General features: G+C 54.5%; 22 protein-coding genes and 1 tRNA gene. 18 read left to right on the plus strand and 5 right to left on the minus strand.

Annotated elements, in window-relative coordinates; genetic code table 11:
- From G392_RS12465 to rpoC, 15 genes are all read left to right on the plus strand, one after another.
- Positions 1-344, plus strand: a 344-nt coding sequence (locus G392_RS12465; protein ID WP_034334768.1) for an EF-Tu C-terminal domain-related protein, incomplete at its 5' end; no start/stop codon positions are given.
- Positions 345-351: 7 nt separating this feature from the next.
- Positions 352-427: transfer RNA gene (locus G392_RS0107710), tRNA-Trp, on the plus strand.
- Between the two features lie 70 nt (positions 428-497).
- A complete protein-coding gene (gene secE, locus G392_RS14375) occupies positions 498-869 on the plus strand; it encodes a preprotein translocase subunit SecE (RefSeq protein WP_245571948.1) in 372 nt (123 codons plus the stop codon).
- 2 nt (positions 870-871) lie between these two features.
- Positions 872-1417: a transcription termination/antitermination protein NusG gene (nusG, locus tag G392_RS0107720; protein ID WP_027009788.1), complete on the plus strand. Its 546-nt coding sequence runs from the start codon at positions 872-874 to the stop codon at positions 1415-1417.
- A 118-nt stretch (positions 1418-1535) separates the two neighbouring features.
- Entirely contained in the window at positions 1536-1967 is a 432-nt protein-coding gene (rplK, locus tag G392_RS0107725; protein WP_027009789.1) for a 50S ribosomal protein L11, read from the plus strand.
- A gap of 1 nt (position 1968) precedes the next feature.
- A complete protein-coding gene (gene rplA / locus G392_RS0107730) occupies positions 1969-2667 on the plus strand; it encodes a 50S ribosomal protein L1 (protein ID WP_027009790.1) in 699 nt (232 codons plus the stop codon).
- A gap of 219 nt (positions 2668-2886) precedes the next feature.
- Positions 2887-3384: a 50S ribosomal protein L10 gene (gene rplJ / locus G392_RS0107735; protein WP_027009791.1), complete on the plus strand. Its 498-nt coding sequence runs from the start codon at positions 2887-2889 to the stop codon at positions 3382-3384.
- Positions 3385-3448: 64 nt separating this feature from the next.
- The gene (rplL, locus tag G392_RS0107740) at positions 3449-3820 is read left to right on the plus strand and encodes a 50S ribosomal protein L7/L12 (protein WP_027009792.1); all 372 of its coding nucleotides are present in this window, start codon (positions 3449-3451) and stop codon (positions 3818-3820) included.
- 386 nt (positions 3821-4206) lie between these two features.
- Positions 4207-8394, plus strand: coding sequence for a DNA-directed RNA polymerase subunit beta (gene rpoB / locus G392_RS0107745; protein WP_027009793.1), 4188 nt, complete (start codon positions 4207-4209; stop codon positions 8392-8394).
- Positions 8395-8472: 78 nt separating this feature from the next.
- Entirely contained in the window at positions 8473-8988 is a 516-nt protein-coding gene (locus G392_RS0107750; RefSeq protein ID WP_027009794.1) for a hypothetical protein, read from the plus strand.
- An 85-nt stretch (positions 8989-9073) separates the two neighbouring features.
- Positions 9074-9331 carry a hypothetical protein gene (locus tag G392_RS0107755; protein WP_156900848.1) on the plus strand — a complete coding sequence of 86 codons (258 nt, stop codon included), beginning with the start codon at positions 9074-9076 and terminating at the stop codon, positions 9329-9331.
- Between the two features lie 71 nt (positions 9332-9402).
- On the plus strand, positions 9403-9888 hold the full coding sequence (locus tag G392_RS0107760) for a hypothetical protein (protein ID WP_027009796.1): 486 nt from the start codon (positions 9403-9405) through the stop codon (positions 9886-9888).
- A gap of 291 nt (positions 9889-10179) precedes the next feature.
- Positions 10180-10710: a copper resistance protein NlpE gene (locus G392_RS13080; RefSeq protein WP_051255639.1), complete on the plus strand. Its 531-nt coding sequence runs from the start codon at positions 10180-10182 to the stop codon at positions 10708-10710.
- Positions 10707-11036: a hypothetical protein gene (locus tag G392_RS0107770; RefSeq protein ID WP_245571949.1), complete on the plus strand. Its 330-nt coding sequence runs from the start codon at positions 10707-10709 to the stop codon at positions 11034-11036. Before G392_RS13080 ends, G392_RS0107770 begins: the two co-directional genes overlap by 4 nt.
- Positions 11037-11081: 45 nt before the next feature.
- Positions 11082-15275, plus strand: coding sequence for a DNA-directed RNA polymerase subunit beta' (rpoC, locus tag G392_RS0107775; RefSeq protein ID WP_027009798.1), 4194 nt, complete (start codon positions 11082-11084; stop codon positions 15273-15275).
- Between the two features lie 46 nt (positions 15276-15321).
- On the opposite strand, the gene G392_RS0107780 is transcribed toward rpoC, so the two are convergent.
- Together G392_RS0107780 and G392_RS12475 are read right to left on the minus strand one after the other, a co-directional pair.
- Positions 15322-16161 carry a DUF72 domain-containing protein gene (locus tag G392_RS0107780; RefSeq protein WP_027009799.1) on the minus strand — a complete coding sequence of 280 codons (840 nt, stop codon included), beginning with the start codon at positions 16159-16161 and terminating at the stop codon, positions 15322-15324.
- 43 nt (positions 16162-16204) lie between these two features.
- On the minus strand, positions 16205-18247 hold the full coding sequence (locus tag G392_RS12475; protein WP_051255640.1) for a site-specific recombinase: 2043 nt from the start codon (positions 18245-18247) through the stop codon (positions 16205-16207).
- A 160-nt stretch (positions 18248-18407) separates the two neighbouring features.
- On the opposite strand from G392_RS12475, the gene ftsE reads away from it, so the two are divergent.
- Both ftsE and ftsX read left to right on the plus strand, forming a co-directional pair.
- Positions 18408-19061: a cell division ATP-binding protein FtsE gene (ftsE, locus tag G392_RS0107790; protein ID WP_027009800.1), complete on the plus strand. Its 654-nt coding sequence runs from the start codon at positions 18408-18410 to the stop codon at positions 19059-19061.
- Positions 19058-19972 carry a permease-like cell division protein FtsX gene (gene ftsX, locus G392_RS0107795; RefSeq protein ID WP_027009801.1) on the plus strand — a complete coding sequence of 305 codons (915 nt, stop codon included), beginning with the start codon at positions 19058-19060 and terminating at the stop codon, positions 19970-19972. Before ftsE ends, ftsX begins: the two co-directional genes overlap by 4 nt.
- A 90-nt stretch (positions 19973-20062) precedes the next feature.
- On the opposite strand, the gene G392_RS0107800 is transcribed toward ftsX, so the two are convergent.
- From G392_RS0107800 to G392_RS0107815, 3 genes are all read right to left on the minus strand, one after another.
- Positions 20063-20494 carry a hypothetical protein gene (locus G392_RS0107800; RefSeq protein WP_051255641.1) on the minus strand — a complete coding sequence of 144 codons (432 nt, stop codon included), beginning with the start codon at positions 20492-20494 and terminating at the stop codon, positions 20063-20065.
- A 137-nt stretch (positions 20495-20631) separates the two neighbouring features.
- Positions 20632-20901: a hypothetical protein gene (locus G392_RS0107810; RefSeq protein WP_027009803.1), complete on the minus strand. Its 270-nt coding sequence runs from the start codon at positions 20899-20901 to the stop codon at positions 20632-20634.
- Positions 20902-20911: 10 nt separating this feature from the next.
- Positions 20912-21190 (minus strand): hypothetical protein, encoded by a 279-nt coding sequence (locus tag G392_RS0107815; protein ID WP_156900849.1) that lies wholly within the window; start codon positions 21188-21190, stop codon positions 20912-20914.
- Between the two features lie 243 nt (positions 21191-21433).
- Between G392_RS0107815 and rpsL the strand changes: the two genes are divergently transcribed.
- A complete protein-coding gene (rpsL, locus tag G392_RS0107820; protein ID WP_003792002.1) occupies positions 21434-21808 on the plus strand; it encodes a 30S ribosomal protein S12 in 375 nt (124 codons plus the stop codon).
- The last annotated feature ends 109 nt before the right edge of the window (positions 21809-21917 follow it).

The following is a 21917-nucleotide window of genomic DNA, read 5'->3' on the forward strand; positions in this document are numbered from 1 at the left end:
GCACCAAACGCGAAGATGTGGAGCGCGGTCAAGTATTGGCGAAACCCGGCACCATCACCCCGCACACCAAGTTCAAAGCCGAAGTGTACGTATTGAGCAAAGAAGAAGGCGGCCGCCACACCCCGTTCTTCGCCAACTACCGTCCGCAATTCTACTTCCGCACCACAGACGTAACCGGCGCGGTTACTCTGGAAGAAGGCGTGGAAATGGTAATGCCCGGCGAAAACGTGGCCATTACCGTTGAACTGATTGCACCGATTGCGATGGAAGAAGGCTTGCGCTTTGCGATTCGCGAGGGCGGCCGTACCGTCGGCGCGGGCGTGGTTTCCAGCGTGATTGCATAATGTTTAGAGGCCAGTAGCTCAATTGGTAGAGTATCGGTCTCCAAAACCGAGGGTTGGGGGTTCGAGACCCTCCTGGCCTGCCAAATAAGAAAACTAACCGGTCTAAAAGCCGGTTAGTTTTTTATCGTATGGGACGAATTGAAAGGACACATCATGAACGAGCAAACGCCGAAATCATCGGCGGATAATTTCAAGCTGCTGATTGCCGCCGCTTTTTTGGGCGGCGGGATTTGGGCGTATGACGGTGTGAAAGGTTTGCCGCCGTATGTCAATCTGGCGTTTCCCATCGGCGGGGTGTTGATTGCGCTGCTGATTGTGTTTTTCTGGTGCGACATGGGGCGCAGGCTGCTTCGTTATATCCGCGATTCCACCACCGAAGTCAAAAAAGTGGTGTGGCCGAAGCGTCCCGATGCGGTGCGGATGACGATGTTCGTGATTTTGTTTGTGGCGGTGTTTGCCGCGTTTATCGGCGGGGTGGACAGCTTGATTTCATTGTTGTTTAACGCCGTTTTGTTGAAAGGCTGAAGATGTCTAAACGTTGGTATGTCGTACAGGCTTATTCCGGTTTTGAAAAAAACGTTCAAAAAACCCTGAAAGAGCGCATCGCCCGCGAGGGCATGGAAGATTATTTCGGTCAGATTCTCGTGCCGGTGGAAGAAGTGGTGGACATCAAAAACGGCCGCAAAACCGTTGCCGAGCGCAAATTTTTTCCCGGTTATGTGCTGATTGAAATGGAAATGACCGACAGTTCTTGGCATTTGGTGAAAAGCACGCCGCGCATCAACGGCTTTATCGGCGGCACGGCGCACCGCCCCCTGCCGATTTCGCAGCGCGAGGTGGACAACATCATGGCGCAGGTAAACGGCGACGGCACGGGCGGCGAGAAAAAACCCAAGCCGCGCATTGAGTTTGAAGTGGGACAACAGGTGCGCGTGAACGAAGGGCCGTTTGCCGATTTCAACGGCGCGGTGGAGTTTGTGGATTACGAGCGCAACAAATTGCGCGTTACCGTGCAGATTTTCGGACGCGAAACGCCCGTAGAATTGGATTTCGGACAAGTGGAAAAACTGTAATTCAGGCTGCCTGAAAGATTTTGCTTGCGAAATCAAAACAGAATAATTATAATTGTCCGCTTGATTTTTTGGGGAGCAGCGCCAGTCTGCGTCATACCCGTTTTTGGAGCTTATTTAAATGGCAAAAAAAGTTGTCGGCTACATCAAACTGCAAATTCCTGCAGGTAAAGCTAATCCTTCGCCGCCTGTCGGCCCTGCTTTGGGTCAGCGCGGTTTGAACATTATGGAATTTTGTAAGGCATTTAATGCCGCCACCCAAGGCATGGAACCGGGCTTGCCGATTCCGGTGGTGATTACCGCGTTTGCGGATAAGTCTTTCACTTTCGTGATGAAAACGCCGCCCGCAACCATTCTGCTGAAAAAAGCAGCCGGTTTGCAAAAAGGCAGCGCCAATCCCTTGACCAACAAAGTCGGTACGGTTACCCGCGCCCAGTTGGAAGAAATCGCCAAAACCAAAGAACCCGACCTGACGGCGGCGGATTTGGACGCGGCAGTACGCACCATCGCGGGTTCTGCCCGTTCTATGGGTTTGAATGTGGAGGGCGTGTAACATGGCAAAAGTATCCAAACGTTTGAAAGCCTTGCGTGCTTCCGTTGAAGCGAACAAGCTGTATCCCGTTGAAGAGGCGATTGCGCTGGTGAAAAAAGCCGCCACCGCCAAATTTGACGAATCCGTTGATGTGTCGTTCAATTTGGGTGTAGACCCGCGCAAATCCGACCAAGTAATTCGCGGTTCGGTCGTGTTGCCCAAAGGCACGGGCAAAACCACCCGCGTTGCCGTGTTCACGCAGGGCGCAAATGCCGAAGCCGCCAAAGCCGCCGGTGCGGACGTGGTCGGTTTTGAAGATTTGGCGGAAGAAGTCAAAAAAGGCAATTTGGATTTTGATGTGGTCATCGCATCGCCCGATGCCATGCGCATTGTCGGTCAGTTGGGTACGATTTTGGGCCCGCGCGGTTTGATGCCGAACCCGAAAGTCGGCACGGTTACCCCGAATGTTGCCGAAGCGGTGAAAAACGCCAAAGCCGGTCAGGTGCAATACCGTACCGATAAAGCAGGTATCATTCATGCCACCATCGGTCGCGCTTCTTTTGCCGAAGCCGATTTGAAAGAAAACTTTGACGCGCTGCTGGACGCTTTGGTAAAAGCCAAACCCGCCGCCGCCAAAGGTCAGTATCTGAAAAAAATCGCCGTATCCAGCACCATGGGCTTGGGTGTGCGCGTAGATGTTGCCGCCGTAAACGGCAAATAAAGATTTTCAGGCAGCCTGAAACCAAACGGGCTGCCTGAAACGGACTGCTCAACAAGCAGATGTCCAAGACCGTAGGGAGCGCGAGCTTTAATCTTTACGCCCTACGCAGACGGTGGTCCGAAGGTGTGTGCAAGCGCCGCTTGCAAAATGTCTTTCCGGGTTGCCGCGCTGGTGGAATGCGTTTTGCGCGTTCTGATTTTAAACAGTGGGAGGTAGACCTTGAGTCTCAATATTGAAACCAAGAAAGCAGCCGTAGAAGAGATTGTTGCCGGTATCGGCAACGCGCAAACTATGGTGATTGCCGAATATCGCGGTATCAGTGTTGCCAGCATGACCGAGCTGCGTGCCAATGCGCGGAAAGAAGGCGTTTATTTGCGCGTTCTGAAAAACACATTGGCGCGCCGTGCGGTTGAAGGTACTTCGTTTGCGGGCTTGGCCGACCAAATGGTCGGGCCTTTGGTTTACGCCGCATCGGAAGATGCCGTTGCCGCCGCAAAAGTGCTGCACCAATTCGCGAAAAAAGACGACAAAATCGTTATCAAAGCCGGTTCTTACAATGGCGAAGTGTTGAATACCGCTCAGGTAACTGAGTTGGCATCGATTCCGAGCCGCGAAGAGCTGTTGTCCAAACTGTTGTTCGTGATGCAGGCACCGGTTTCCGGTTTTGCACGCGGTTTGGCGGCATTGGCGGAGAAAAAAGAAAGCGAAGCGGCTTAATCCGCACGTTTTTGCAACGATTTGAACATTTTGAATTTTACCCAATATTAGGAGCTTGAATAGCATGGCTATTACTAAAGAAGACATTTTGGAAGCGGTAAGCAATCTGACCGTAATGGAATTGAACGAGCTGGTGAAAGCGTTTGAAGAGAAATTCGGCGTTTCTGCCGCCGCCGTTGCCGTTGCTGCCGGCCCTGCCGCAGGCGGTGCCGCCGAAGAAGCGAAAACCGAATTTGACGTGGTTCTGGCTTCCGCAGGCGACCAAAAAGTAGGCGTAATTAAAGTGGTTCGCGCCATCACCGGCTTGGGCTTGAAAGAAGCCAAAGACTTGGTGGACGGTGCGCCCAAAACCCTTAAAGAAGGCGTTTCCCAAGCCGAAGCCGATGACATCAAGAAACAGCTTGAAGATGCCGGTGCGAAAGTGGAAATCAAATAATCCGCGTTTGGCGACAATTTGATGCAACAGGCTGGCAGTTTTACTGCCAGCCTTGTTGCGCTTTCGTGATGTTTAAAATGTAAATTTACAAAAATTTACTGATTTTTGTTTAATTTTCAGAAAATTTTTGTAAAGTTATATTAAATCTTAATCAGGCCGCCCGCTCCGTTGGCGGCAGGAGTCTGGAATCATGGGCAAAAAGCATTGGTTTTCTTCTATTTGTGCGGCACGCGCCGCTTGCTGCCCTTTGATGCCGCGCCGACACGCATAAGGCGCATTGTCCGTTATTCCGTTTTCTTTCACAAATCTTTTTGCACGTTGTCGGTGTTTTTTCAGGCAGCCTGTACCGTTTTTGCAAATAACGCCGTCCTTTCAGGAGTATCACGATGAGTTACACATTTACCGAAAAAAAACGCATCCGCAAAAGTTTCGCCAAGCGCGGCTCGGTGGAGAAAGTGCCGTATCTGCTGACCACCCAGCTTGAGTCTTACGGCAAATTCCTGCAACAAGACCGCGCTTACAACGAGCGTAAAAACGAAGAAGGCCTGCAGGCAGCGTTTACGTCCATTTTCCCGATTGTGAGCAACAACGGTTATGCCGAATTGGATTTCGTGCATTATATTTTGGGCGAGCCTTTGTTTGACATTCCCGAATGCCAACTGCGCGGCATCACTTACGCCGCGCCGCTTCGTGCGCGTATCCGCCTGAAAATCTACGACAAAGATTCCCCCGCTTCCGCCAAAGTGATTAAAGAAGCGCGGGAAAACGAAGTGTATATGGGCGAAATCCCCCTGATGACGCCGAGCGGCTCGTTTGTGATTAACGGCACCGAGCGCGTGATTGTGTCGCAGCTTCACCGTTCGCCCGGCGTATTTTTTGAACACGACCGCGGCAAAACCCATTCTTCCGGCAAGTTGCTGTTTTCGGCGCGGATTATTCCCTATCGCGGCTCGTGGTTGGATTTTGAGTTTGACCCGAAAGACCTGCTCTATTTCCGCATTGACCGCCGCCGCAAAATGCCGGTAACCATTCTGCTCCGCGCTTTGGGCTACAGCGACGAGCAGATGCTGGAAATGTTTTACGACACCGAAACCTATTACCTGTCCAAAGAGAAGGTGGAAACCGATTTGGTGCCGGCGCGTTTGAAAGGCGAAACCGCCAAATGCGACATTGTCGATGCCGAAGGCAACGTGCTGGTGGCGGCGGGCAAGCGCGTGAACAGCAAAGATTTGCGCAATATTGAAAAAGCGGGGCTGACCCGCATGACGGTGGAAACGGAAACCCTGATTGGCAAAGCCTTGGCAAAAGCCGTGATTGACACCGCCACCGGCGAAGTCATCGCCCAAGCCAACAGCGAAATTACCGAAGAACTGTTGGCGCAACTGGATATTAGCGGCATCACCCAAATCGACACCCTGTTTGTCAATGAAATGGACCACGGCGGCTATATTTCCGCCACGCTGCGCACCGATGAAACCGCCGACCAAAACGCCGCCCGCATCGCCATCTACCGCATGATGCGCCCCGGCGAACCGCCGACCGAAGAAGCGGTGGAAGCCCTGTTCCAACGCCTGTTTTTCCAAGAAGAAAGCTACGATTTGTCGCGTGTGGGACGCATGAAGTTCAACACCCGCACCTACCAGCAAAAGCTGCTGCCCGAACAAGAGGGCGGCTGGTACGACCGTTTGCTGAATCAAACTTTGGAAGGCGCGGCCGACAAAGGCGGCTTTATTTTGAGCGTGGACGACATTGTCGTTACCATCGCCACGCTGGTGGAACTGCGTAACGGACACGGCGAAGTGGACGACATCGACCACTTGGGCAACCGCCGCGTGCGTTCCGTGGGCGAATTGGTGGAAAACCAGTTCCGTTCCGGCTTGGCACGGGTGGAACGCGCGGTAAAAGAGCGTTTGAATCAGGCGGAAAGCGAAAACCTGATGCCCACCGACCTGATTAACGCCAAACCCGTTTCCGCCGCGATTAAAGAATTTTTCGGTTCCAGCCAGCTTTCGCAGTTTATGGACCAAACCAACCCGCTTTCGGAAATCACCCACAAACGCCGCGTGTCCGCGCTGGGCCCGGGCGGTTTGACCCGCGAACGCGCGGGCTTTGAAGTGCGGGACGTGCACCCCACCCACTACGGCCGCGTCTGCCCGATTGAAACGCCCGAAGGCCCGAACATCGGTTTGATTAACTCGCTGGCGGTGTTTGCCCGCACCAACGAATACGGCTTTTTGGAAACGCCCTACCGCCGCGTGGAAAACGGCAAAGTAACCGATGAAGTGCATTACCTGTCCGCGATTGAAGAAGGACGTTACGTCATCGCCCAAGCCAGTGCCGAGCTGGACGCACAAGGCTGCCTGAAAGGGGATTTGATTACCTGCCGCGAAAAAGGCGAAACCATCTTGGCAGCGCCCGAACGCGTGCAATACATGGACATCGCCACCGGACAAATCGTTTCCGTGGCCGCCTCGCTGATTCCCTTTTTGGAACACGACGACGCCAACCGCGCCTTGATGGGCGCGAACATGCAGCGTCAGGCCGTCCCCTGCCTGCGCCCCGAAAAACCGATGGTCGGTACCGGCATCGAGCGTTCGGTGGCGGTGGACAGCGCCACCGCGATTGTGGCGCGGCGCGGCGGCGTGGTGGAATACGTTGATGCCAACCGCGTGGTGGTGCGCGTGCATGACGAAGAAGCCACCGCCGGCGAAGTGGGCGTGGACATCTACAACTTGGTGAAATTCACCCGTTCCAACCAATCCACCAACATCAACCAACGCCCCGCCGTCAAAGCGGGCGACGTGTTGGCGGCGGGCGATTTGATTGCGGACGGCGCGTCCACCGACTTGGGCGAACTCGCGCTCGGTCAAAACATGACCATCGCCTTTATGCCTTGGAACGGCTACAACTACGAAGACTCCATTCTGATTTCAGAAAAAGTCGCCGCAGACGACCGCTACACCTCCATTCACATTGAAGAACTCAACGTGGTAGCACGCGACACCAAACTCGGCGCGGAAGACATCACCCGCGACATTCCCAACCTGTCCGAGCGCATGCAAAACCGCTTGGACGAATCGGGCATCGTCTACATCGGTGCGGAAGTGGAAGCGGGCGACGTGCTGGTCGGCAAAGTTACCCCCAAAGGCGAAACCCAACTTACCCCCGAAGAAAAACTGCTGCGGGCGATTTTCGGCGAAAAAGCTTCGGACGTGAAAGACACCTCCCTGCGTATGCCTACGGGCATGAGCGGCACGGTGATTGACGTGCAGGTGTTTACCCGCGAAGGCATTCAGCGCGACAAACGCGCCCAGTCCATCATCGATGCCGAGCTGAAGCGTTACCGCCAAGACTTGAACGACCAAATCCGCATTTTTGACAACGACGCTTTTGACCGTTTGGAACGCATGATGGTGGGACAAACCGCCAACGGCGGCCCGCTCAAACTCGCCAAAGGCAAGGAAATCACCGCCGAATACCTGCATTCCCTGCCCACCCGTCATGATTGGTTTGACGTGCGTTTGGCAGATGAAAGTTTGGCGAAACAGCTTGAACTGACCAAACTTTCCCTGCAACAAAAACGCGAAGAAGCCGAAGAGCAATACGAAGTCAAAAAGAAAAAAATGACGCAGGGCGACGAACTGCCGCCCGGCGTGCAAAAAATGGTGAAAGTGTTTATCGCCATCAAACGCCGCTTGCAGGCAGGCGACAAAATGGCGGGCCGGCACGGTAACAAAGGCGTGGTGTCGCGCATTCTGCCGGTGGAAGACATGCCCTATATGGCGGACGGCCGCACGGTGGACATCGTGTTGAACCCGCTCGGCGTACCCTCGCGCATGAACATCGGACAGATTTTGGAAGTGCATTTGGGCTGGGCGGCGAAAGGCATCGGCCGGCGCATTGAAAAAATGCTGGACGAACAGCGTAAAGTCAAAGAAATCCGCGCCTTCTTGGAAAAACTGTACAACGGTAGCGGCAAGAGCGAAGACCTGAAATCGCTCAACGATGAGGAAATCATCGCTTTGGCGCACAACCTCAAACGCGGCGCGACTTTCGCCTCCCCCGTGTTTGACGGCGCGAAAGAAGACGAAATCTACCAAATGCTGGATTTGGCGTATCCCGATGACGACCCCGAAGTGCAGAAACTGGGCTTTAACGAAAGCAAAACCCAAATTACCCTGTATGACGGTCGTTCCGGCGAACCGTTTGACCGCCGCGTAACCGTGGGCGTGATGCACTATCTGAAACTGCATCACTTGGTGGACGAAAAAATGCACGCGCGTTCCACCGGCCCGTACAGCTTGGTTACGCAGCAGCCTTTGGGTGGTAAAGCGCAGTTTGGTGGTCAGCGTTTTGGTGAGATGGAGGTGTGGGCGTTGGAAGCCTACGGCGCGGCTTATACCTTGCAGGAAATGCTGACGGTGAAATCGGACGACGTTACCGGCCGTACCAAAATGTATGAAAACATCGTCAAGGGCGAACACAAAATTGATGCGGGCATGCCCGAATCGTTTAATGTGATTGTGAAAGAAATCCGTTCGCTGGGCTTGGATATTGATTTGGAACAGAATTGATGTCCGCAGGCTGCCTGAAAAAGGGTTTCGGGTTTTCCGGCAGCCTGAAACTTTTATAAACCGTTTAAGGAAAAAATCATGAAAAAGTTAATGATGATTTTCTTTGGTTTGTTGGCTGTGTCGGCATGGGCAAAGCCTGTTACCGTGAAGCCGCAACAACTGGTCGGTAATTGGTCGTGTAGCGGCGAGCATTACGATAAAGAAATGGGGTTCTATGCCAAAGGTCATGAACGCATTCAAATTCAGGCGGACGGTGCGTTTTCAGATGAGGGGGAAACATCACTTAAAGAAGCAGAAAAAGCTCCTTACGTTTTGAATTACCGTGCTAAATCTGAAGGAAAATGGTCTTTGGAAAATAATATCTTGACGCGAAAAATACGTTTTTTGACATTCGAGCGCATTCACCAAGCCGAAGCGGTTCAAGATGATGGGCTACAGTTTATTGATAAAGTCATGTTCATTTTGTTTTCCAAAATGATTCAAAACAAAATAGAACAAACGGAAAAATATACGGTTCATCTGAAAAATACCGATACAATACTGTGGCGTGATACGAAAGATGGATTAACTTTACACTGTAAACGGGATAAATGAAGTTTAAAACCAAAAACGCCGTTGGGAAAATCGGAAATGGATTCCCGACTGCGCGGGAATGACGGGCAAAAAGACAACAAGTGCCATGGCACATGACAAGATACGCTGCCGTTTAAACCGCATCGGCTTGGTGCTGACGGTTGGGCTGTTTCTGTTTTTGCAATTTACCCGCTATGGCGATACTGCCGGGCATCATGTTTTGCTGCAAAACGATTACAGCTTGCGGGCGCATTGGGATTTTTTCGTAAACAGCGAAAATGTCTTTGTGTTGTTGGCGTGTGCGGCAGTGGCTTATCTGCCTTTGTTGTGTTACGGGATTTACCGTTTGATACGGAAACGGTAAGGCGCGATGTTTTTCAGATAGCCTGAAATATTTTTCTTCTCTATTTTTTCTCTATTTTAAGGAGTGAAACAATGAAATCAATCAAAAACCGTTTGTTTGTGGCGGTGGTGGGCGCGTTGTTGTCGGCATCTGCGTTTGCCTACGACAAAAATGACGAACAAACCATTCGCCAAGACATCAAAAAAATGAAACAAGCCGTGAAAGAGAAAAACGGCAAGGTGGTGGTGGACATGATGCCCGAACCCGTTTTGAAAGAAATGGCGAAAATGCTGGATTTGCCTGTGGCGGATACCAAAAAAATGCTGGTGGACATGACCCAAAGCATGGCGGATTTTGAAATCAAAATGCAGGCGGATTTGGGAAAAATCAAAGTGTACCAATCCAAAACAGGGCGGGATTATGTGTTTGTTCCCACGGTAACCACCGTATCCGGCGTGGCGGTGAAGGGCAAGCTGTTTGGTGTGAAAGACCAAGGAAAATGGTCGTATATGTCTTGGCAGGAACGGCACAAAAACATGGTGAAAAAAGCCTATCCCGATATTCAAAAATTGCCGTAGCGGCTGGCGGGCAGCCCGAATCATGCAAAAACCAATTTGCCCCACTTGGTATTGGGATATGTGCCGACGGCGTTGTTTGGTGTGGGCTACCGGCTTTCAGTTGCAGTAGGGTGCGCCCTATGATAGACCAACCCCGCCGTCATTCCCGCGAATGCGGGAATCCATTGCCGATTTTTGCCAACGGTGTTTTGCACCGACTTGGATTCCCGCCTGCGCGGGAATGACGGTGCTTGAGCCACATTGTTTTTCAGGCCGTCTGAAACAATTTTTATTCAATAAGGAAAAACCAAAATGAACAAACTCAAAACCTTACTGGCATTCGCCGCCGCATTCGTGCTGGCTGCCTGCAACGGCGGCAACGAAACCGCACCGGTGCAAACCGCCGCCCCCGCCGCATCCGCGCCCGTTGAAGCCGCCGCCCCGTCCGCATCCGCAGCGCATGACAACCATGACGACCACCACCACGCTTCGGACGGACATGACCATCACGCCGATGAACACAATGCCGCCAACTCGCTGGATTGGGCAGGCACCTATCAAGGCGAACTGCCCTGCGCCGATTGCGCCCAAATCGCGGTAACGCTGGTGCTGAAAGACGATATGTCCTACGACTTGAGCATGGACTACCAAGGCGGCAAAGAGCAGTTGAAAGAACAGGAAAGCGGCAAATTCGCGTGGGAAGCAGACGGCAGCATCATCAAGCTGGACGGCAAAAACAACCCGATGCGCCTGTTTGTCGCCGAAGGGCATCTGCAACAGTTGGCGGACGATGCCAAAGCCTATGACGCGAAAAACAGCAAATACAATCTGAAAAAACAATGATGTTGAAAAAATACCTGTGCGCCGCGCTGTTGTGCGGCATCACGGCGGCGGCGCAGGCGCAAACCGCCGAAGAACGCATCGCCCGTTTGGAAGCACAAGTGGCGCGGCTCACCGAACAGGTAAACCGCCTGTTGGCGGAGCGTTTGCCGCCCGCGCCGCCCGAACAAGCCGTGCATGTGTGCCGCATCAGCGCGTTTACCGACACCTTCCGCAGCGAACACGCCTCGCGCGGGCGGGCGCGTTTGGACGTGTTGAAACAATGCCGCGCCAAACACGCCGAAATGTTTTGCACGCCGCAAAAAGTGCAGTGCGAAGCCTACCGTTGATTTTTCAGGCAGCCTGAAAAACCGTCCGAATTTTAAGGAGCCATTATGAACTTAACCGATTTGTTCAGCCCCCTGCAACAGGCGGGTTCGGAAGAATTTGACGCCATCAAAATCGGCATCGCCTCGCCCGACACGATTCGCTCGTGGTCGTACGGCGAAGTGAAAAAGCCGGAAACCATCAACTACCGCACCTTCAAGCCCGAACGGGACGGCTTGTTCTGCGCCAAAATTTTCGGGCCGGTGAAAGACTACGAATGCTTGTGCGGAAAATACAAGCGTTTGAAATTCAAAGGCGTAACCTGCGAAAAATGCGGCGTGGAAGTTACCCTCACCAAAGTGCGCCGCGAGCGCATGGGGCATTTGGAGCTGGCCGCGCCCGTTGCCCACATCTGGTTTTTGAAATCGCTGCCCTCGCGCTTGGGCATGGTGTTGGACATGACCCTGCGCGACATCGAGCGCGTGCTGTATTTTGAAGCCTTTGTGGTAACCGACCCCGGTCTGACCACCCTGCAACGCCGCCAACTGCTCACCGAAGAAGACTACTACGCCAAAATTGAAGAATTCGGCGAAGAGTTTGACGCGCACATGGGCGCGGAGGGCGTGCGCGAACTGCTGCGCACCATGAACATCGAGCAGGAAATCGAGCTGCTGCGCCAAGAATTGCAAAGCACGGGTTCGGACACCAAAATCAAAAAACTGGCGAAGCGTTTGAAAGTGTTGGAAGCCTTCCAACGTTCCGGCATGAAGCTGGAATGGATGATTATGGACGTGCTGCCTGTATTGCCGCCTGATTTGCGCCCGCTTGTGCCGCTTGACGGCGGACGCTTTGCCACGTCCGATTTGAACGATTTGTACCGCCGTGTCATCAACCGCAACAACCGTTTGAAACGCCTGCTGGAATTGCGCGCGCCCGACATCATTGTCCGCAACGAAAAACGTATGCTTCAGGAAGCGGTGGATTCGCTGCTGGACAACGGTCGGCGCGGCAAGGCGATGACGGGCGCGAACAAACGTCCGCTTAAATCCTTGTCCGATATGATTAAGGGCAAAAGCGGCCGTTTCCGTCAAAACCTGCTCGGCAAGCGCGTGGACTATTCCGGCCGTTCCGTGATTACCGTAGGTCCCTACCTGCGCCTGCACCAATGCGGTTTGCCGAAAAAAATGGCATTGGAATTGTTCAAGCCGTTTATTTTCCACAAACTCGAGCAGCGCGAACTCGCCACCACCGTCAAAGCCGCCAAAAAACTGGTGGAACAGGAAGTGGCGGAAGTGTGGGACATTCTCGAAGAAGTGATTCGCGAACACCCGATTTTGCTCAACCGTGCGCCGACCCTGCACCGTTTGGGCATTCAGGCGTTTGAGCCGATTTTGATTGAAGGTAAGGCGATTCAGCTCCACCCGCTCGTGTGCGCCGCGTTCAACGCCGACTTTGACGGCGACCAAATGGCGGTACACGTGCCCTTGAGCTTGGAAGCGCAAATGGAAGCGCGTACCCTGATGCTGGCTTCCAACAACGTCCTCGCCCCCGCCAACGGCGAGCCGATTATCGTGCCTTCGCAAGACATCGTCTTGGGCTTGTATTACATGACCCGCGAGCTGGTGAACGGCAAGGGCGAAGGCACGCTGTTTGCCGATGTGAAGGAAGTCCACCGCGCCTACCACACCAAACAGGTGCAGTTGGGCAGCAAAATCACCGTGCGCCTGCGCGAGTGGGTGAAAAACGAGCAGGACGAGTTTGAACCGGTGGTGAAACGCTACGAAACCACTGTGGGACGTGCGCTGCTGTCTGAAATCCTGCCCAAAGGTTTGCCGTTTGAGTATGTGAACCTGTCGCTGACCAAAAAAGCGATTTCCAAGCTGATTAACGCTTCGTTCCGCTTGTGCGGCCTGCGCGACACGGTGATTTTTGCCGACCATCTGATGTACACCGGTTTTGCTTTGGCGGCCAAAGGCGGCATTTCCATCTGCGTGGACGACATGAAAGTGCCGAAAGAAAAACCCGCGCTGCTGGCTGCGGCAAACGCCGAAGTGCGCGAAATCGAAGACCAATACCAAAAAGGTTTGGTAACCAACGGCGAACGCTACAACAAAGTGGTGGACATTTGGGGCGATGCCGGCGACAAAATCGCCAAAGCCATGATGGACAACCTGTCCAAAGAAAAGGTGATTGACCGCGACGGCAACGAAGTGTACCAAGAGTCGTTCAACTCCATCTACATGATGGCGGATTCGGGCGCGCGCGGTTCGGCAGCGCAAATCAAACAGCTTTCCGGCATGCGCGGTTTGATGGCGAAACCGGATGGCTCGATTATCGAAACGCCGATTACCGCCAACTTCCGCGAGGGCTTGACGGTATTGCAATACTTTATTGCCACGCACGGTGCGCGTAAAGGCTTGGCGGACACCGCGCTGAAAACCGCCAACTCGGGCTACCTGACCCGCCGTTTGGTGGACGTTACCCAAGATTTGGTGGTGGTGGAAGACGACTGCGGCACGGACGAAGGCTTCTCCATGAAAGCAGTGGTGCAGGGCGGCGACATCATCGAATCGCTGCGCGAACGCATTTTGGGGCGCGTTGCCGCTTGCGACATCATCCACCCCGCCACCGGCGCGACACTGGTCGAAGCCGGCACGCTGCTGGACGAACGTTTGGTGGACTTGATTGACGGCTCGGGCGTGGACGAAGTGAAAGTACGCACCCCGATTACCTGCCAAACCCGTTACGGCCTGTGCGCCAAATGCTACGGCCGCGACTTGGCACGCGGCAAACTGGTGAACACCGGCGAAGCGGTGGGCGTGATTGCGGCGCAGTCCATCGGCGAACCGGGCACGCAGCTTACCATGCGTACCTTCCACATCGGCGGTGCGGCATCGCGTGCCGCCGCCGCCAGCCAAGTGGAAGCCAAATCCAACGGCACCGTGCGCTTCTCCAGCCAAATGCGCTACATCGCCAACAGCAAAGGCGAACTGATTGTCATCGGACGCTCCTGCGAAATCGTGATTCACGACCAAATCGGGCGCGAGCGCGAACGCCACAAAGTCCCCTACGGCGCGACTTTGAAAGTGTATGACGGCGAAGAGTTGCAAGCGGGCGCACTGCTGGCAACATGGGACCCGCACACCCACCCGATTATCACCGAACACGCCGGACGCGTGGAATTTGAAAACGTGGAAGAAGGCGTTACCGTCAGCCGTCAAACCGATGAAACCACAGGCTTGTCCACACTGGTGGTGATTGACGGCAAACGGCGCATGTCGTCTGCCAGCAAGCTGCTGCGCCCGACCCTGCGCCTGTTGGACGAAAACGGCGAACACGTGATGATTCCGGGAACGAAAACACCCGTGTCCGTTGCCTTCCAAGTCGGCGCGGTGATTGCCGTGCGCGAAGGTCAGGACGTGGGCAAAGGCGCGGTGATTGCGCGGATTCCGCAGGCAACCTCCAAAACCCGCGATATTACCGGCGGTCTGCCGCGTGTGGCGGAGCTGTTTGAAGCGCGTATTCCCAAAGATGCGGGCATGCTGGCGGAGGTAACCGGCACGGTATCGTTCGGCAAGGAAACCAAAGGCAAACAACGTTTGGTGATTACCGAGCCGGACGGCGTGGCACACGAAACGCTGGTGTCGAAAGAGAAAAACCTGCTGGTGCATGACGGCCAAGTGGTGAACAAGGGCGAAACGGTGGTGGACGGCGCTGTGGATCCGCACGATATTCTGCGTTTGCAGGGCATTGAGGCGCTGGCGCGCTACATCGTGCAGGAAGTGCAGGAAGTGTACCGCTTGCAGGGCGTGAAAATCTCCGACAAACACATCGAGGTGATTATCCGCCAAATGCTGCGCCGCGTAACCATTACCGACCCCGGCGATACCGGCTTCATTACCGGCGAACAGGTCGAACGCGCCGAAGTGATGCTTGCCAACGAAGCGGCGGAAGCCGAAGGCAAAGCCCCCGCCCGTTTCGACAACGTTTTGCTGGGCATCACCAAAGCGTCTTTGTCCACCGACAGTTTTATTTCGGCAGCATCGTTCCAAGAAACCACGCGCGTGCTTACCGAAGCGGCGATTATGGGCAAAAAAGACGATTTGCGCGGCTTGAAGGAAAACGTGATTGTCGGCCGTCTGATTCCGGCAGGCACGGGCTTGAGCTACCACCGCAGCCGCCGTCATGCGTGGCGTACGGCAGTGAAAGCCGCCCTTGAAGACGAAAGCGGCGAAAACACGGCACAAGCGTCAGCCGAATAAAGACCAAATAAAGCATAAGCGGACACCTTATCGGGTGTCCGCTTTTTTAATCAAACAACTGTGCCTGTGCGCCCGCGTATCCGTCCGTTGCCGTTTTCACGGCAAAGCCCGCCGATGCCAAATACGCTTTCAAAACGGGAATATTGTAAAACGAATGGCTGCGGGTGGTGTTTTGAAAATACAGATACAGCTCGTCAAAATCATCGCGATGACGGTGCAGCGTATCGGCAAGCTGTTTTAACTCATGGTCTTGATAACGGTAATCGTGCCGTTCGGCGGCGGAGTGCGCTGCCCGCCAGTGCGGATTGCGCCCGTGCAAACGCATGTATGCCGTCCGGTGCAAGGGGCGGAACACGGATTCGGGCAAACCGATGCGGGGCGGATAATCCACATTGCACCACAGCAATTGCGGTTGCGCGGCAAAAAATTCAAATACCTGCGGAATGTGCCAACTGTGGTGGCGGAACTCCATTGCCAACGGTATTTCCGCAAACCACGAAACCAGTTCCGCCAAATAGCGGCGGTTGGCGGGATTACGCTCAAAGCTTTCGGGAAACTGCACGCACACGTTTGCCAAAGCATCGCCCAAAGGGCGCAAGGCATTCAGAAAATGACGCGCCTGCACGGCACCGGCACGGCGTTTGTGGCTGAAATCCTGATGCAGCTTCACGGAAAAACGCAGCTTGCCGGCGGCTTTTTCCGCCATGCCCTGCAAGGCGCGTCCGCCAATCGGCGCGTGAAACGTGCTGTTGATTTCCACGGCATCGTAGTGGCAGGCGTACAGGCGCAGAAAGTCGCTTGGGGGCGTGCCGTGCGGATAGAGTGTGCCGAGCAGGGCGGTGTCGCTGTAGCCGCCCGTGCCGATGCGGATAAGGGGTGGGGACATGGTGGTGCTTTACCCGAACGCCCGTAAGGTGCGGTGATGCGCCTTATGCCGAAGCGTCTTTCTGGTTGTCTTTGTTTTCCTTGCCGTCTTTGTTGTCTTTTGCCGCAGGTGGGGCATCGTTGGGCAGTTGCAGGGGGAAAAACAGGCTCCAAGGACGTTCTTTGGCAATTTGCCACACGCACTGTCCGATGCGCCACCAACTGTCGATGCGCGTTTCCCGCGAACGCAGTGCCACCCACAGGGTGATGGCGAAGCTGACCCACAAGTTCACGCCGCCAATCAGCAGCACAAACACCAAGTTTTTGAAAAACAGCCCGATACCCGAAGCATCGCTGATGGATGCATAGCCCAAATTGGCAGACGAAAACGCAACGTGGCGGATGTCGAGCGGCAGGCCTGTGGCATGACCGACAAAGCCCGTCATGCCCAGCAGCATGCCGAAACACAAATTGCCCATAATCGAGCCGTAGTGGTTGTGGACGTAGTCGGCGAAGCGGGCGCGGGTTTTGGCGGGCAACACCAGCTTGAGCAGGGGGTGGTGGCGCAGGCGCATTCGCAAATTGAGGTAGTCGCAACGGTTGTCGAAAAAGCCGGAGATAATCCCCGAGCAAAACAGCCACACGCCGGCAATGGCGGCAAACCACAGCGTGCCGCCCGTTGGGTCGATGGCGTTGATTTGGTAGGCGGCTTGGTCGGTATCGAGCAGGGGCTCGCGGGTGTTGAACAGGTACACGGCGGCAATGGTGGCTGCCAGCGTGATGGCGACAAACACATTGCCGAACACGGCAACGGTTTGCGAGCGCATCACGTCCACCAAAAGCTGTGCCAGCTTCATGTCCACCGCATGACCTTTGTCGTTGCGTTCGACTGCGGCGGCAAAACGCGATGCGGTCATGGCGGGCTGCTTGGTGGCGACGGTCAGCCCGAGCATGTAAATCAGCGCAAAACCGATGCCGTAGTTCAAGCCTTCCGCCACGCCCAGCCAAAATTGGTTGTGAATCACCATGCCCAAATGGATTTTGAACAGCGACATCAGCGCAATCAGAATGCCCCCGCCCGCCGCCGAATAAAACATACTGCGGTATTCGTTTTTGTTGCGGGTGATGTAGTGTTCGCCGTGGTCGCTGGAGTTTTGCGTGATGCTGCGGGCGAGCATTTTCACACTGCGCTTCCACAGCCACGACAGGCTGTGCTGCTCGGCGGCGGCGCGCGCCAGCGTGCCTGTCAGCAGCAACATGCGGCGCGGCGCGGTGTCCACCGGCGAAAACACGTCCATCAGCATGGTCATGCGCCGCAAAGTCTGGTCGAGCCGTTCCAGCAGGTGCGCCACGCCCAATGACGAACCCGCGCCCGCGCCCGTGCCTTTTTTGCGCAGCGTTTCCACCTGATGACGGCACTGGTCGAGCATCACATACAAATGGGCATCGTCAAAAGGCGTGTCGGCAAAACGCGCTTCCACCCAACGCGCCACCTCGCGTTTGAGCGCGACAAACGGCGAATCGCGGTCGAGCAGCTTGGGGTCGAGCCGGATTAAATCGGGTTCGAGCTCTTCCGCAGCCACCCAAATCGACAACATCTCCACCGCATACAGCCCTTCCTGACGCATATAGGTGCGGGCGGTTTGGCGGTTTTGTTCGGGGGTGTGGTAGCGCAGCAGGTTCAGCAGGCGCAGCCATTCGCCCACCGGTACGGCTTCAAGCCATTCGGTATCGCGCTCTTCGCGGAATATCTGCGCGAAAATGTCGCGCAAATCCGACAAATCTTTGTATGCGGGATTGAATTTTTCATACCAGCGTCCCAGCATTTCGCGGGCGAAGCCTTCGCGCGAAAAAATCCCCACGCTGATAAACAGGGGATACAGGCGCAAATGGCACAGCCAACGGCTCAACAAAACGGCGGTTTTGCCGCACAGTTCGACATCTGCCGCCAAAGTGCGGCGCAGCAGGCGCACCCGTTCGGCAGCGTGTTTGGCTTTGCCGTGGCGCAGCCACTGGCTCAGCCCCAACAGCAGCCCGAAAGGCGCATTGCTTTCGACTTTTTCGGCGATAAAAGCGTTGAGATTGTTTGGGTTCAAATGCTTGGGCATCGGTTGGCGTAAAGGTTGGAAATCGGGCGGGAATTATAGCATGGTGTTTTTTCCGTGTAACACAAGGCGGGGCAAAAGCGGATTTTGCGGCGGCATTTTGCTTTCGCACCGGCAAAATCGCGTATAATCGCCCCATTAAGTTTCCGGCAGATGCAAAATTATGATACGTTTCGAATCGGTTTCCAAAATCTATCCGGGCGGATTTCAGGCCTTGAAAAATGTCAGCTTCACCATTGAAAAAGGCGAGATGATTTTTGTGGCGGGTCATTCGGGTGCGGGCAAATCCACCATTCTCAAGCTGGTTGCCGGCATCACCAAGCCCACGCGCGGCAAGGTGTTCGTCAATCAAAACGACTTGGGCGCATTGTCCGACAACGAGCTGGGCTATTTGCGCCAGCACATCGGCATCGTGTTCCAAGACCACAAAATCCTGTTCGACCGCAATGTGCTGGAAAACGTGCTGCTGCCCTTGCGCATCATCGGCTACGACCGCAAAAACGCCGAACGCCGCGCCCGCATGGCGATTGAAAAAGTCGGCTTGGGCGGACGCGAAAACGCCGAGCCGCAAAGCCTTTCCGGCGGCGAACAGCAGCGCCTGTGCGTGGCGCGCGCGGTGGTACACCAGCCCAGCCTGCTGATTGCGGACGAACCTTCCGCCAATCTCGACCGCGCCTATGCTTTGGACATCATGGAATTGTTCAAAACCTTCCACGAAGTCGGCACCACCGTCATTGTCGCCGCCCACGATGAAACCCTGATGCAAAACTACGGCCACCGTATTTTGCGTTTTCAAGAAGGCAGGTTTTCCGCATGATTCAATATCTCTCCCTTCACGCCGAAAGCGCGCGCCGCGCCGCCGGATATTTTTTCAAACAGCCCGTTGCCACCCTGCTGATTTTGGCGATGCTGGCGATTGCGATGGCACTGCCGCTCACCCTGTATTTGGGCGTGCAAAGCAGCCAGAGCGTGCTGGACAAACTCAGCGAAGTGCCGCAAATCACCCTGTATTTCGAGCAAAACGCCCAACAAAGCGACATCGAAGCGGTACGCAAACTGCTGGCAGACGACAAACAGGTCAAAGAGTTTAAATTTGTCGGCAAAGAACAGGGCTTGGACGAACTCAAAGAAGCGATGGGCACGCAAGATGCCGTGTCCATGTTGGACGAAAACCCCTTGCCCGACGTGTTTGTGGTAACGCCTGCCAATGCCAATCCGCAAGCCGTGCTGAAGCTGCAGGGCAATTTGGCACAATACCCGATGGTGGAGCAGGCGCAAATGGACCAAGAATGGATGCAAACGCTTTACCGGGTCAATGATTTGGTGAAGAAAGTGCTTTGGTTTTTGGCGGTAACCTTGAGCGTGGCGTTTGTTTTGGTGGCGCACAACACCATCCGTTTGCAAATTTTGAGCCACAAAGAGGAAATCGAAATCACCAAGCTGTTGGGCGCGCCTTCTTCGTTTGTGCGCCGTCCGTTTCTGTATCAGGCGGTGTGGCAGGGCGTGCTGTCGGTGGTGGTGAGTCTGCTGCTGTGCGCGTGGGTGCTGCAAGCGGTGCGCCCTTTGGTGAATCAGATTTTCAAACCCTACGGCATCAATCTGCAATGGCGCACGTTTGAAATGTGGGAAATCGCGGCGGTGTTTGCGGGCGTGTGCGCTTTGGGGGTGGTGGGCGCATGGTTGGCGACCACGCAGCATTTGCTGGGCTTTAAGGCACGGCGCAATTGACCGTTTCGGTAATAAACGGCGGAATCTGATGCGGATTCCGCCGTTTTCTTTCGGGCGTTGCGGGAAAGACGGCGCGCCCGATGGGGCGGATTATGGGGCAATGTGCATGGAAAACGCCGCACCGTCCGACAAACGGCAGTTGCCCTGTCCGACTTGGGCGGAATTCATGCGGTAGTCGCAAGTGATGTAACGTCCGCTTGCGGCGGCACCGTTGGCGCGGCCTTGCTGGGAACGGCCGTCCCGCGTGGCATCGCCGTTAAAGGTTTCGCCGCCGATTTGAGCGGTAAACGCGCCGTGTCCGCCCTGACCGATGCGCACTTGCGCGTGTACCGCGCCGTAACGCTGGGCGGCGGGATTGGACGGATACAGTTTCGCCTGCAACACGGCGGCTTGGGCGGACGGCGCATACTGCGCGGGCGGCACGCTCACCACGCGCGAGCCGGGCGCAGCGGGAACGACATAACAGCCCGAAAGTGCGGCACACAGCAGCAACAGGGCGGGTTGGCGGAAAAAAGCGGTCATGATTTCAATCCTTTTTAATGTTGGGGTTGCTGGATAACGATGTTTTCGCCGGCTTGGGGCTGGACGATGTAGCAGCCGCCCAGTGCCGTTGCCAGCGCGGTTAAAAACAAAAATTTTTTCATGGTTACTCCGTTGGTTTACAAAAAACAGATGGTTTTAAGCGTTTCGGGAGCTGCCTGACGGTGCAGCGCATCAATCAACTCGTGCAACTGCGCCGTTTGGCGGCTGCGGTATGCCGCATCACGCGCCCTGATGTCTTCATCATCGACCAAGTGAAAAAGATGATAATAAACGGGCAGATAAGATGGCGGCGCATTTGCCCACCGCGCCAACAAATCCTGTCCCGACAATGTGCCGTCCGCATAGGCTTGCAGGGCGAGCGTTAATTCCGTGAGCGTGTCGTTCATGTCATACGCCCTAATAGGTAATGAAAAATTCGTCAATAAATCGTTTATCTTTGTCTAAAACTAATCTGTATTCGGCAATTTCTTTACGGTTTTTGCTTAAAATATCCGTCAATATAAAAACGGGTTGCGTACTGTATTTTGATAAAACGTTATACGAAATATGCCAATGATGGTCTAAATCCGTTAGCTGGTATGGAGTATTTATCTCTATTAAAGTGTTGTATTTTAATAAGTTTTCAAGATGCAACACAGCCGTTTCTATCCATACTTGCCTATCCGTAAAACTCATCTTGATACGTTCCTTGACCGGATTGGTACGATAATTGTTCATTTCAACATCATAGCACGGCAAATGTTACGGGCTGTCTGAAAAACGTTTTTTTGTGTAATTCCGTGTTATGTTCAGGCAGCCCGAAAAACCGCCCGCAAACCGTTGAAAGATTGACGGGCAATCAAAAAAACAAATATAATAGAAAGCTTGTCGGCATGGTGTCGGCAAACGTTTTATCACCCCAACAGGACAAAATAAAATATGCCAACGATTAACCAACTCGTACGCAAAGGTCGTCAAAAACCCGTGTACGTCAATAAAGTACCCGCGCTGGAAGCCTGCCCGCAAAAACGTGGCGTCTGCACCCGCGTGTACACCACCACCCCGAAAAAACCGAACTCCGCGTTGCGGAAAGTCTGCAAAGTGCGTTTGACCAACGGCTTTGAAGTCATTTCCTATATCGGCGGCGAAGGTCATAACCTGCAAGAGCACAGCGTGGTGCTGATTCGCGGCGGTCGTGTAAAAGACTTGCCGGGCGTGCGTTACCACACCGTTCGCGGTTCTTTGGACACCGCAGGCGTGAAAGACCGCAAACAAGCCCGTTCCAAATACGGTGCCAAACGCCCGAAAAAATAATCCATTGACACGGCATCGCCGGCTGCCTGAAAGCGGTCGGAGTAAGCGAATGCCTGATTGGGCATTCACGGGATTGCCCCCCAACTGAAGACATTAAGGAATTAAAAAC

It is taken from the genome of Conchiformibius kuhniae DSM 17694, assembly GCF_000428785.1.
Classification (GTDB): domain Bacteria; phylum Pseudomonadota; class Gammaproteobacteria; order Burkholderiales; family Neisseriaceae; genus Conchiformibius; species Conchiformibius kuhniae.